General features: G+C 71.6%; 13 protein-coding genes. 6 read left to right on the top strand and 7 right to left on the bottom strand.

Going from position 1 to position 12,033, the window contains the following annotated elements; translation table 11 throughout:
• Nucleotides 1-109: 109 nt before the first annotated feature.
• The gene (locus ATL45_RS11375; RefSeq protein ID WP_093156340.1) at nucleotides 110-997 is read right to left on the bottom strand and encodes a Gfo/Idh/MocA family protein; all 888 of its coding nucleotides are present in this window, start codon (nucleotides 995-997) and stop codon (nucleotides 110-112) included.
• Between the two features lie 289 nt (nucleotides 998-1,286).
• Between ATL45_RS11375 and ATL45_RS11370 the strand changes: the two genes are divergently transcribed.
• Both ATL45_RS11370 and ATL45_RS11365 read left to right on the top strand, forming a co-directional pair.
• Nucleotides 1,287-2,117: an NUDIX hydrolase gene (locus tag ATL45_RS11370; RefSeq protein ID WP_439332450.1), complete on the top strand. Its 831-nt coding sequence runs from the start codon at nucleotides 1,287-1,289 to the stop codon at nucleotides 2,115-2,117.
• Nucleotides 2,114-2,902: an MBL fold metallo-hydrolase gene (locus ATL45_RS11365; RefSeq protein ID WP_093156343.1), complete on the top strand. Its 789-nt coding sequence runs from the start codon at nucleotides 2,114-2,116 to the stop codon at nucleotides 2,900-2,902. The genes ATL45_RS11370 and ATL45_RS11365 overlap by 4 nt, the downstream gene beginning before the upstream one ends.
• Nucleotides 2,903-2,989: 87 nt before the next feature.
• Here the strand turns inward: ATL45_RS11365 and ATL45_RS11360 are convergent, their stop codons facing one another.
• The 4 genes from ATL45_RS11360 to ATL45_RS11345 form a co-directional block, all read right to left on the bottom strand.
• Nucleotides 2,990-4,222, bottom strand: a complete 1,233-nt coding sequence (locus tag ATL45_RS11360; protein WP_093156345.1) for an MFS transporter — start codon at nucleotides 4,220-4,222, stop codon at nucleotides 2,990-2,992.
• Nucleotides 4,223-4,640: 418 nt separating this feature from the next.
• The gene (locus ATL45_RS38805; protein ID WP_170210216.1) at nucleotides 4,641-4,925 is read right to left on the bottom strand and encodes a hypothetical protein; all 285 of its coding nucleotides are present in this window, start codon (nucleotides 4,923-4,925) and stop codon (nucleotides 4,641-4,643) included.
• Nucleotides 4,926-5,094: 169 nt separating this feature from the next.
• Entirely contained in the window at nucleotides 5,095-5,769 is a 675-nt protein-coding gene (locus tag ATL45_RS11350; RefSeq protein WP_093156348.1) for a Crp/Fnr family transcriptional regulator, read from the bottom strand.
• 93 nt (nucleotides 5,770-5,862) lie between these two features.
• A complete protein-coding gene (locus tag ATL45_RS11345) occupies nucleotides 5,863-6,117 on the bottom strand; it encodes a hypothetical protein (protein ID WP_093156579.1) in 255 nt (84 codons plus the stop codon).
• 115 nt (nucleotides 6,118-6,232) lie between these two features.
• Between ATL45_RS11345 and nth the strand changes: the two genes are divergently transcribed.
• The 4 genes from nth (at nucleotide 6,233) to ATL45_RS11325 (ending at nucleotide 9,839) form a co-directional block, all read left to right on the top strand.
• Nucleotides 6,233-7,054 carry an endonuclease III gene (nth, locus tag ATL45_RS11340; RefSeq protein ID WP_246025281.1) on the top strand — a complete coding sequence of 274 codons (822 nt, stop codon included), beginning with the start codon at nucleotides 6,233-6,235 and terminating at the stop codon, nucleotides 7,052-7,054.
• Nucleotides 7,051-7,686, top strand: coding sequence for a TlpA family protein disulfide reductase (locus ATL45_RS11335; RefSeq protein ID WP_093156349.1), 636 nt, complete (start codon nucleotides 7,051-7,053; stop codon nucleotides 7,684-7,686). The genes nth and ATL45_RS11335 overlap by 4 nt, the downstream gene beginning before the upstream one ends.
• Nucleotides 7,683-8,384, top strand: a complete 702-nt coding sequence (locus tag ATL45_RS11330; protein ID WP_093156351.1) for an NUDIX hydrolase — start codon at nucleotides 7,683-7,685, stop codon at nucleotides 8,382-8,384. The genes ATL45_RS11335 and ATL45_RS11330 overlap by 4 nt, the downstream gene beginning before the upstream one ends.
• A 270-nt stretch (nucleotides 8,385-8,654) precedes the next feature.
• Nucleotides 8,655-9,839, top strand: coding sequence for a MarP family serine protease (locus ATL45_RS11325; protein WP_093156352.1), 1,185 nt, complete (start codon nucleotides 8,655-8,657; stop codon nucleotides 9,837-9,839).
• A gap of 283 nt (nucleotides 9,840-10,122) precedes the next feature.
• Here the strand turns inward: ATL45_RS11325 and ATL45_RS11320 are convergent, their stop codons facing one another.
• Both ATL45_RS11320 and nhaA read right to left on the bottom strand, forming a co-directional pair.
• Nucleotides 10,123-10,617, bottom strand: coding sequence for a phage holin family protein (locus tag ATL45_RS11320; protein ID WP_093156354.1), 495 nt, complete (start codon nucleotides 10,615-10,617; stop codon nucleotides 10,123-10,125).
• A gap of 138 nt (nucleotides 10,618-10,755) precedes the next feature.
• Nucleotides 10,756-11,892, bottom strand: coding sequence for a Na+/H+ antiporter NhaA (nhaA, locus tag ATL45_RS11315; RefSeq protein WP_246025816.1), 1,137 nt, complete (start codon nucleotides 11,890-11,892; stop codon nucleotides 10,756-10,758).
• Between the last annotated feature and the right edge of the window lie 141 nt (nucleotides 11,893-12,033).

Here is a 12,033-nt window from a genome sequence, read left to right as displayed (position 1 = left end):
CACAACCACCCAACCCAAGATCCAAAACAGCCTCTATAGCCTCGCAAAACACTCACGGCCCACCACCAGCGGAAACCGGGCCACCGAAGGGACGAGTTCGGCGGGCTGCTCAGCGGGCCTTGAGGATGGCGGCGATGACGCGCTGCAGGTGCAGGCCCCGGTGGACGCCGCAGGGGTGCTCCACGCGGTTCTCGCGGATCATCACCAGCAGGTTGTCGAGCAGCTGCGCGTAGCAATCGAGGGCCGCCGTGCGGCGACCCGTCAACGGGGAGCAGCCGTGCTCGCCGTACACCGCGAAGTCCACCAGCGACGGCTGCACCGGCATCCGAAGCGAGAGGGTCAGCGTGCTGGTCGTGCCGCCCTCGTGGCCGAACACCAGCTGCCAGAGCCCGTCCGCGCCGCGGTGGGCGAAGTGCACCTGCTCGATGTCGCCGAGCGCCGCGTCGAGCAGGTCGATCGCGTGCGGGCCGGCGTCGATCAGCGCGCCGTCGTCCTGCTGGCGCCACTCCGACGCCGCGTAGTCGCCCGCCAGCAGGCCGCCTGCCAGCCAGCGGCCGGTCGCACCCTGGAAGCTGCCGAGATCCGGCAGGTCGGCCAGCCACCTCTGCACTCCCGGGTCGAACCGGCGGGTCAGCATCAGCAGCGCCGCCACGCCGGACCCGGTCACCGCGTCGACGATCGCTTGCGCTCCGGCCAGGTCGTCGGCCAGCGGCTTCTCCAGGATCAGGTGCTTGCCCGCGCGAGCCGCGAGCGGTGCCAGCTCGGCCTGCACCGCGGGCGGCACCGCGAAGGCGACCGCGTCGACGGATCCGAGCAGCTCGTCGAAGCTGCCGGCCACTTCGGCTCCGTGCTCCCCGGCGAGGGCTTCGGCCGCTTCGGTCCGCCGCGCCCACACCGACGCCAACCGCGTTCCCCGGTGCGCTTGCAGCCCAGGTGCGTGCACCCGGTGCGCCCAAGGTCCCGCTCCGATCACGCCGACCCGCAGTGCTTCGTCCATGCCGCCAATGGTGCCGATGCCCCGGTGCGGTCGCGGCAGTCGGGGTGCACCCAGGGCTCCGGCAAGGTCCGGCCGCGCTGGCAGGCTGTCAGTTTTGCCGAAAACTGGCGCACAACCCCACCCAGGACGACTTTGCCGGGCCCGAGTCCCGAGCCCCACCCAATCGCACCTCAGGGGACCGTGACGCAACCCAGCCACAAGAAACCCCGAAAACGCGAGCTCACCCCCAATCGCCACCACCACTGAAAATCGCGGAGAGGCGGTACTGAGGGGCGGTACTGTGTCCGGCATGGTGTTAGATCCCGGAGATCGCTCCCTGCCAACGGGATTCGCGCCCGGAGTGCCCGCAGGACGAGTGGTCGCGCCGAAGGATGCGGCGACCGTGATGCTGGTCAGGGACGGCTCCGCGGGTCTTGAAGTCTTCCTGCAGAAGCGGGTGAAGGGCATGGCCTTCGCCGCCGGGATGACCGTCTTCCCCGGTGGCGGGGTCGATCCGCGCGACGCGGACGTCTCGGTGTCCTGGCACGGGCCCGAGCCGGACTGGTGGGCGCAGCGCTTCGGCTGCACGCCGGAAACCGCGCGGGCGCTGGTGTGCGCGGCCGTGCGCGAGACGTTCGAGGAGTCCGGCGTGCTGCTCGCCGGCCCGGACGCCGCGACGCTGGTCGGCGACACCGGCCACTACGCCGCAGCACGAGCGGCGCTCGTCGCCCGCGACCTGTCGCTGGCGGAGTTCCTGGCGGGCGAGGACCTCGTCCTGCGCGCGGACCTGCTCCGCCCGTGGTCGAACTGGGTGACCCCGGAAGGCGAACCGCGCCGCTACGACACGCGCTTCTTCCTCGCCGCGATGCCCACCGGCCAGCAGGCCGACGGGAGCACGTCCGAGGCGGTCGAGGCGTACTGGGCGACACCGCGGCAGGCGCTGGCGGACTTCGCCGACGGCCGCTGCCACCTGCTCCCGCCGACGCGCGTCACGCTGGAAGAACTCGCCGAGCACAGCGGCGCGGGCACCGCGCTGGAAGCCGAGCGGACGCTGGCGAAGATCATCCCGAAGCTGGTCCAGCGCGACGGGCGCTGGCACGTGCTGCTGCCCGGCGAGCCCGGGTTCGAGGAGGCGAAGTGACCGAGCACCCCGCCTACGCCACGCTGCGCCCGGTCACCCGGTACGCCTCGGTGCTGCTGGCGCACAACCCGTCGCCGATGACGTTGGAAGGCACCAACACCTGGGTGGTGGGCGAGCCGGACGCGGTCGGCCGCGTGGTGATCGACCCGGGGCCGGAGGACGCCGAGCACCTGCGTCGGGTCGCCGACCACGGCCCGGTGTCGCTGGTGCTGCTGACCCACCACCACGGCGACCACACCGACGGCGTCGAGCGGTTCGTGGAGCTCACCGGCGCTCCGGTGCGCGCTCTGGACCCGGCGCTGTGCCGAGGAGCGGATCCGCTCCAGGACGGCGAGGTCATCGGGGCGGGCGGGCTGGAACTGCGCGTGCTCGCCACGCCGGGCCACACGGCGGACTCGGTCTGCTTCGCGGTCGACCACGACGACCCGGCGGTGTTCACCGGCGACAGCGTGCTCGGCCGCGGCACGACGGTGGTCGCCCACCCGGACGGCCACCTGGGCTCCTACCTCGACTCGCTGCGCCGCCTGGCCGACCTCCCGGAGGGCATGCGCGTGCTCCCCGGCCACGGCCCCGACCTGCCGGACGTCCGGGCGATCGCGACGCACTACCTGCAGCACCGCAACCAGCGCCTGGACCAGGTCCGCGCGGCGCTCGCCGATCTCGGCCCCGGTGCCACCCCGCGCCAGGTCGTGGAGCTGGTCTACGCGGACGTGGACCGAGCGGTCTGGCCGGCCGCGGACCTCACGGTCCGCGCCCAGCTCACCTACCTCCAGGAACCCAAGTAGCAAGGTTTCCGCTGGTAAAGGCACGTGAGTGCTTTGGGGTGCTATAGCCCCTCAAACCGCTCACGGTCCTTGACCTGCGTGAACGGGTCAGACTCCGGCCAGCGAGACGTCGTTGCGCGTTGTCGTCAGGAGGGTTCGGCGGCGCAGCCAGAGGACCACCGCGACGGCGATGCCCACCGCGCTCGCGGCCAGGAAGGACGCGGCCGGGCCGCTGAGCTCGACCAGCTGGCCGCTGACCGACTGGCCGATGGCCGCGCCGAGCGTCACGGAGGTGACCACCCAGCCGAACGCCTCGGTCGCGGTGCCCTCCGGCGCGGCGATCTCGATCGCCATCGAGTGCGCCGTGGACTGCGGGGTGATCAGGCTGCCCACCACCAGCAGCGCGATGCACAGGCCCCACAGCGAGCTGGGCAGGGCCAGCAGCGCGAGCAGCCCGGCGAAGCCGAACAGCAGCGCGGGCAGGCGCAGGTGCATCGGGCGCGGCCACGGGCGCAGCCCGTACAGGACGCCCACGATCACCGAGCTGATCGACAGCACGCTCAGCAGCAGACCGCCGGCGGTCGGGTAGCCGGCTTCGACGGCCGCGGCGGGCACGCCGACCTCGATGAACCCGATCAAGGTGCCGAAGCCCAGCGCCGCCAGCGCCACCGTCCGCATGCCCGGGGTGGCGATCGCGCCGAGCAGGCTGGTGCCGCCCTGCCTGGGCTCCGGCCGCTGGGCGCGCGCGGCGCGCGTCGAGGCGAAGCCGACGCTGCCCAGCACCATGCAGGCCGCGCCGACGACGACCCCGGTCCCCGGCCACGGCATCGCGACCATCAGCCCGGCCAGCCCCGGCCCCAGGATGAAGAACGTCTCCATGCTGATCGCCTCGTACGAGTACGCCGCGTTGCGCGCCGGGCCGGGCGGCAGCAGCTGCGACCACAGGGCGCGGGAGGCCGGTCCCACCATCGGCTCGCTGAGCCCGACCAGGAACGCGAGCCCGGTCATCAGCGCCACCGGGGCGTGCGCCTCGATGACCAGCACCTCGACGGTCACCAGGGCGGCGAACACCGCGGACATCACGTAGAGCGGCTTCGTCGGGCCGACGCGGTCCATGATCCGGCCCTGCGCGACCGATCCGCACGCGACGCCGATCAGCGCACCGGCCGAGACCAGGCCGGCGGCGGCGAAGGAGCCGGTCTCGCGCTGCACGTAGAGCATCAGGGCGAGGCCGACCATGGCGATCGGCAGCCGGCCGAGCAGCGAGGTGATGACCGGTCCGCGGGCGCCAGGTGCGGTCAGAGCGGTGCGGTAGTCGGCGAGGGACGCGGATTGGGACACGGGACCAGTATCCAGATACTGGTACGCCAGTACCAACCTGAGCGCGGGTAATTCGGCTCACGCGGCGCTCACCAGCGACGAGGCGCATGACCAACTGGGTCAAGAGGGGACTTTCGGCCCGGTTCGCGGGGCTCGCGGACGCGGCACACTTGCCGAGGACTAGCCGGAACGGGTGAACTCTGCAACCCCGCGCTGACTGGCTGCGTCCTGAAAGGTGAGAGGGGTCTTGCTGGCGGCACCCGTCGTCCAGCATCGTCGAAGGTGTGGAGCTTTCCTCCGGTGTCGAGGATTCGGGGCCGAAGCACTGGAGGATCGGGGGAGCGTGGTTGGTCGTCGGGGGATTAACCACGCACATGTGAAGGGGCTGGAGCGCCGCGTCGGGGGTGGCGCCCAGCCCCTTCGCACGTCCGGGGCGACCTCAGTCGCCACCGCCTCCGCCGCCCGAGTCGCCGCCTCCGCCACCGGAGTCACCTCCGCCGCCCCAACCGGAGTCGCTGCCGCCGCCCCAGCCGCCGTCGCTGCCGCCGCCCCAGCCGCCGTCGCTGTGGACGGTCCAGTCGCTGCTGAAACTCGCGTCGCCGCCCGACCGGGCGCGCTTCCGCGGGTTCGCCCTCCGCGCGCCCTGGGAACGCGCCACGAGCGCGAGCAGCGCCACGAGCACCCCGAGCCCTGCGAGCCCTGCGATCAATCCGATCCAGTACATGCCCCGCCCCCAAGATCCGATTGCACCAGTTCATACCAGGCGCGGAGGGCGCGGGACGGCAAAACGACCTACATCCGGGCACGCAAAAGCGCGCGTCGACTGAAGGATCCAGGAAAGCTCCCGGATCCGTCGGCCGACGCGCGTCAGTTCGCGCGTCTTGCGGCTTCGATCAGCGGGCGCGGCGAGCGAGCCGCTCCGGGTCGAGGATGAGGACGCTCTTGCCCTCGAGCCGCAGCCAACCGCGGTGCGCGAAGTCGGCCAGCGCCTTGTTCACGGTCTCCCGGGAAGCACCGACGTACTGTGCGATCTCCTCCTGCGTCAGGTCGTGGGTGACCCGCAGCAGGCCCGCCTCCTGGCTGCCGAAGCGCTGCGCGAGCTGCAACAGCGCCTTGGCCACGCGGCCAGGCACGTCGGTGAAGATCAGGTCCGCCAGCATGCCGTTGGTGCGCCGCAAGCGGCGGGCCACCACGCGGAGCAGCTGCTCGGCGATCTCCGGCCGGGTGCCGATCCACTGCCGCAGCGCGGAGCGGTCCATGCTCAGCGCGCGGACCTCGGTGACCGTGGTCGCCGTCGACGTCCGCGGGCCGGGGTCGAAGATGGACAGCTCGCCGAACATGTCCGACGGTCCCATGATCGCCAGCAGGTTCTCCCTGCCGTCGGGGGACTTGCGCCCGAGCTTCACCTTGCCGGACTGAATGATGTAAAGCCGGTCACCCGGCTCGCCCTCGGCGAAGATCACGTGCCCGCGCGGGAACTCAACTGGTTCCAGCGACTGTGCCAGGGCCTCCGCCGCGGCCGGCTCCACTCCTTGGAAGATGCCGGCCCGGGCCAGGGTCTCGTCCACCTCGTCCCTCCATGTTGAGACGCGGCGGCTTGCTGTGGTGCCGGGCCCGCCTGCGCGAGTCCGGCGATGTGCCGCCGATCACTACCAGCAATTCTAAGACTGGTCGCGCGAACGGCGAGTACGCAGCCTACCGGCGCGTCCCACTCTGCGAAGCTGGAACAGCTCCAGCGCTCGTCCAATACCTTGCCGGAACAGTGCCCGCACCTCGTCGGGGCGGGCGTTCTCCAGCAGCTCCTCCACCTCGTTCTCCTGCACCGCCACGTGCCGCAGCCGAGCCTCCACGCGCTCCATGAAGAGCGCGAAGAACATGATCACGACGGGCACGACGATGACGAACCAGGCAGCCACCATGATTTACATCCTCACGCATGCCGTCGAGCAGGGTGCAACCGGGGTCGGGTTGCCGGGTGGGTGAGTTCGGTACGGCCACCGTCCGCGTCGGCCGGATCCGTAGTCTGGTGGGGTGTCGGATCTGGCTCGAACCAAGAAGACCAAGTCCCGTGCGGGCGGTGAAACCCGGCTGGGCCTGGTGAGGCGGGCTCGCCGGATGCTGCGAACCCTCAGCGAAGCCTATCCGGACGCGCACTGCGAACTGGACTTCGACACGCCGCTGGAGCTCGCGGTCGCGACCATCCTGTCCGCCCAGTGCACCGACAAGCGCGTCAACGAGGTCACCCCGGCGCTGTTCGCTAAGTACCCGACGGCCGCCGCCTACGCGGGCGCCGACCGCACCGAGCTGGAGGAGATGATCCGCTCCACCGGCTTCTTCCGGAACAAGGCGACGTCGCTGATGGGCCTGGGCGCGGCGCTGGTGGAGCAGTACGACGGCGAGGTGCCCGCGAAGCTCGCGCAGCTGGTGAAGCTGCCGGGCATCGGCCGCAAGACGGCCAACGTGATCCTGGGCAACGCCTTCGAGGTGCCGGGCATCACGGTGGACACCCACTTCGGCCGGCTGGTCCGCCGCTGGGGCTGGACCGAGGAGGAGGACCCGGTCAAGGTCGAGCACGCGATCGGCGAGCTCATCCCGCGCAAGGAGTGGACGATGCTCTCGCACTGGGTGATCTTCCACGGCCGCCGCGTCTGCCACTCCCGCAAGCCCGCCTGCGGTGCCTGTCTGCTGGCCAAGGACTGCCCGTCGTACGGGCTCGGGCCGACCGAACCGGCCGTCGCGGCCAAGCTGGTGCGCGGCCCGGAGACGCCGCGGCTGCTGGAGCTGGCCGGGGTGGTCGACGAAGTCCCGGAGAGCACCATCGAGCAGGCCGCGGCCAAGGAGCCGATGGCGTGAAGCTGAGCGCCTACCGGACGGAGATCCGCTGGACGATCGTCGTCGTCGTGCTCGCGGTGCTGGGCGTGGTCGCGCTCTGGCCGCGCGACGCCGAGCAGCGCGCCGACTCCACGACCGCACCTGCCCCGCCACCTGCGGCGAAGCCGGTCGACCCGGCGCAGCGGGCCGCCGCCGCGCTCGAACCCTGCCCCACCGGGGAGGGCGCTCCGGCCCAGCTGGCCGGGGTCACCGGCAGCTGTCAGGCCGACGGCAAGCCGGTCGACGTCGGCGCGGCCGTGGCCGGCGAGCCGACGCTGGTGAACGTGTGGGCGACCTGGTGCGGGCCGTGCCGCACCGAGCTGCCCGCCCTCCAGGCCTACGCCGAGCAGCCGGGCGCGATCCGGGTGCTCGGGGTGCAGGTGCAGAGCGATCCCGGCGATGGTCTTGACCTGCTCGCCGAACTCGGCGTTCACTTCCCCAACGTGCATGACGGCGACAACCGCATCCGGGCCGCGCTCAAGGCGCCCAACGTGCTCCCGATCAGCTACGTGGTGACCGGCTCCGGCGAGGTCCGGCGCATCGACCCGCCGGTCGCGTTCGAGACGCCGGACGAGGTCCGGGCCGCCGTCGAGCGCACGCTGGGGGCGAGGTGACCCCGAAGCTGCTCGTCGACCCCGCTGAACTGCCCGGATGGCTGCGGCCGCTGATCGAGCGCGCCGCCGAGCTGGACCCGGGCCACTTCGGCTGGCCGCGCGAGAACCCGCCTGCCGACGCCCGGCCCGCCGCGGTCCTGGTGCTCTTCGGCGAGGGCGCGGCCGGCCCGGACGTGCTGCTGCTGCGCCGCGCCGACGGGCTGAACTCGCACCCGGGTCAGGTTGCCTTCCCCGGCGGCTCGCTCGACGATGTCGATCGCGGACCGGTCGACGCCGCACTCCGCGAAGCCGTCGAGGAGGTGGGGCTGCGACCGGAGGGCGTCCGCCCGCTGGTGGCGCTGCCCGAGCTGCACGTCCCGCACAGCGGCTTCCGGGTGACCCCGGTGCTCGCGCACTGGGCCGAGCCTTCGCCCGTCTCACCGGTCGATCCGGGCGAGACCGCGGCGGTGGCGCGGGTGCCGATCTCCTGGCTGACCGACCCGGCGAACCGCCTGCGGGTCGAGCTGACCGGGCGGCACGCAGGCCCAGCCTTCCTCGTGCCCGGCATGTTGGTGTGGGGTTTCACCGGCGGCCTGCTGTCCGGTTTGCTCGACCTGGCGGGCTGGGCGCGCCGCTGGGACCGCGCCGACGTCCGGGAGCTGGACGAGGACTGGCGGGCCGCGGAGGAGGCCGATGACATCGGCTTCGGGCGAACTTGACCGGTCTGAGAGCCTGTCGGCGGAGCCGTCCGCGCTCTTGCAAGCGGCGGCAGCCGCTTGGGGTGCGCATGCAGGGTGACCACTGGCGGGTACTGAGTGGTTTCCTGGCGAGGACGGCCCCTCCGCCGTGTATCGGGCATACATCGGGAGGGGCACCCGCAGTCCAGGGAAGCACTCAGGTTCCGCCGAGCGACCACCCGAGCAGAGCAACCACTAGCAGGCTCTGTGAGACCGTAGTGCGGTCTGATCGCCGGGTGGAGGGGTGAGCGGGTGAACTGGGTCGACCTGCTGGTGGTGCTGCTGGCACTGCTCGCCGCAGTGTCGGGTGCGCGGAGCGGCCTGGTCACGGCGTTCTTCTCCTTCCTCGGCGTGTTCATCGGCGCGGTGGTCGGCTTGAAGGTGGCGCCGCTGCTGCTGGACCGGCTGGACAGCCCGGTCGCCCGGCTCGGCTTCGGCGTGGGCATCGTGGTGCTGCTGGTCGCCTTCGGCGAGACCTTCGGCATGTGGGCCGGGCGCGAGCTGCGCGACCGGATCACCTCCCGCCGCCTGACCGGCGTGGACAACGCGCTGGGCTCGGTGCTGCAGTTCTTCGCGGTGCTGGTGGTGGCGTGGCTGGTCGCGCTGCCGTTCACCTCGGCGTCCGCGCTGCCCGGGCTGGCCGCCGCGATCAGCCGCTCGCAGGTGCTCAGCGCGGTCAACTCGGTGATGCCCGACTCGGCCCGGCAACTGCCGAACGATCTGCGCGAGATGCTCGGGGTGTCCGGTTTCCCGCAGGCCTTGGAGCCGTTCTCGCAGACACCGGTGGCCGAGATAGCGCCGCCGGACCCGGCGCTGGCCAACAGCCCGGTGGTGCGCGATTCGCGGGCCAGCGTGGTGAAGGTCCGCGGCCGCGCGACGTCCTGCGCGCGGGCCCTCGAGGGCACCGGTTTCGTGATCGCGCCGCACCGGGTGATGACCAACGCGCACGTGGTCGCGGGCACCGACCGGGTGGCGATCGAGATCGGCCGCGGCCAGTTCGACGCCGAGGTCGTCCTGTACAAGCCGGACGTGGACCTCGCGGTGCTGTCGGTGCCGGACCTGGACGCCGACGCGATGACCTTCGCTAACGGCGAGGCGGCACCGGGCAACGACGTGATCGCCCTGGGCTACCCGCTGGACGGCCCCTACACGGCGTCCGAAGGCCGCATCCGGGAGCGGATCAGGCTGCGCGGCCCGGACATCTACGAGGCGCAGACGGTGGTCCGCGACGTGTACACGGTGCGCGGCAAGGTGCAGAGCGGGAACTCCGGCGGTCCGCTGATCGACCCGAACGGCAACGTGGTCGGCGTGGTCTTCGGCGCGGCGGTCGACGACCCGGAGACGGGTTTCGTGCTGACCGCGGCGGAGGTGGCCGACGAGGTGGCGGCGGCTCCGCGCCTGACCACCCCGGTCTCCACCGGCGCCTGCACCAGCTGACCCGGCGCGACTTCCATTGAAATCGGACGTCCGATTTCAATGGAACTCGCGAACCCTCCGGTGCGTCGGCACCGGACACACCGACGGTGCGTCCGGGTTCATGCGATTTCAATGGAAATTGGACGTCTGATTTCCATTGAAATTGCGCGTGGGGACCAGCCGAGCGGGGTCCGGTGGCCGACGGTTCCCGGGTGGGATCCGGCAGCGGGCGCGGGACCAGCGGAGCGGGTGCGCCGACGAAAACGCGCCGCACCTGCGGTGAGGTGCGGCGCGAGGAGCGTCTTTACGCCGAGTGGGTCGGCTCTTCTTCCTTGTGGCGCTTGGCCAGCTGGGAGGTTTCCTTGAGCGACTCGATGGTGCGCTTCGGTGCCCTGATCTTGCGGACCCGGAGGTAGCCGAGGAAGGCCATCAGACCTGCCACCACCAGCATCAGCAGGAACACGATGCCGAAGGCCGCCCACCGCCACAGGCCGAGCTGGGCCAGCCCCTCGGCCAGCGTGAAGAACAGGAAGAACATGCTGAAGGCGAGCACGGTCAGCGCGAGGATGAAGTAGACGCTGCCCTTGACGGCCTTCTTCATCTCGCCGGCGAGCTCGGTCTTGGCCAGCTCCACCTCGGACCTGACCAGAGTGGACAGGTGCGTCGTGGCATCGCGGACCAACGAGCCGATGGACTGCCCATCAGGAGCAGTGCCCTCTTCGGACAGCGGGATGGACGTGACCGCGGTCCACCCCGCACCGTCACGGCTGCCGTTGGTGCTGTTCTGGGCGCTGTTCACGTGCCCATCGTGCCACGCGCGATCAGCGGGCGACCGAGCGACTCGCGGTGCGTTACCCGTGAGTGACTTCCGGCGGGCCCCCACCAGCAGCGAGGCCCCCCGGGAGCCGGAGCTCGCCGACGGGCCTCGCCGGGCGGATCAGGAATCGGCCTCGGCCTCGGCGTTCTTGTGCTTGCGGCCCCGGCGGAGCAGGATCGCGGCGGCGACCAGCGAGGCGATCGCCGAGGCGATCAGCACCGCGGCCTTGGCGCGCTCGGCCGCGGCGCCCTCCAGCGACAGGTCCGCGATCAGCAGGCTCACCGTGAAGCCGACGCCGCCGAGCATCGCCAGCGCCGCCATGTCGCTCCACCGGACCGAGTCCGGCTTCGCCCCGATGCCCAGCTTCACCGCGATGAACGAGCTGCCGAAGATGCCGATCAGCTTGCCGACGACCAGGCCGATGATCACCGCGATCGCCACCCGGTCCTCGCCGATGGCCGTCAGCGCGTCGCCGTCCACCGGCACGCCGGCGGCGAAGAACGCGAACACCGGCACGACCAGCCCGGCCGACCAGGGCTGCAAGCGGTGCTCCAGGCGCTCCGACGGCGAGGCCTCCTCGTCCGGGTCGCGGCGGACGCGGGTGAGCAGGCCGAGGGCCACGCCGGCGATGGTGGCGTGGATGCCGCTGGTGTGCACCGCGACCCAGACCGCCACGGCCAGCGGCACGTAGATGAACGGGCTGGTGACGCGCTTGCGCTGGAGGTACCAGTACAGGACGCACAGCAGGACGGCGGCCAGCAGGGCCAGCACGCTCAGGCCGTCGGTGAACAGCACGGCGATCACGATGATCGCGCCCAGGTCGTCGACCACGGCGAGGCTGAGCAGGAACACCCGGGCGGCGGTGGGCATCCAGGACCCGGTCAGCGACAGCACGCCCAGCGCGAAGGCGATGTCCGTGGCGACCGGGATCGCCCAGGCCGCGTGCGCCCCGGGCGCTCCGTGGCCGATCGCGAACGCGAGCACGGCGGGGACGATCATGCCGCCGAGCGCGGCGATCACCGGGAGCATCGCGTTCTTGCGGTTGGACAGCTCGCCGACCACGAGTTCGCGCTTGAGCTCCAGGCCTGCGACGAAGAAGAAGATCGCCAGCAGGCCGTCCTTGGCCCACTCGCCGATGCTCAGGCTCAGGTGCAGCGCTTCCGGCCCGAGCTCGAAGTCGCGGATGGCCCGGTAGAACTCCGACAGCGGGGAGTTGGCCATGAGCAGCGCGAGCGCGGTGGCGGCGAGCAGGACCATCCCGCCGACGGTTTCGGTGCGCAGGTAGGAACCGAAGTCGAAGTTCCTGGCTGAGGACGGCTGGGGCTGGCTGTGGTCGGCTTTCGACACGCAACGGCTCCGATCGCGGGTAGCACGGACTACGGACGCCGACCAGACTTC

Origin of the sequence: Saccharopolyspora antimicrobica (genome assembly GCF_003635025.1) — a bacterium.
In the GTDB taxonomy this organism is placed as follows: domain Bacteria; phylum Actinomycetota; class Actinomycetes; order Mycobacteriales; family Pseudonocardiaceae; genus Saccharopolyspora; species Saccharopolyspora antimicrobica.
This window is presented reverse-complemented; position numbering and strand designations above follow the sequence as displayed.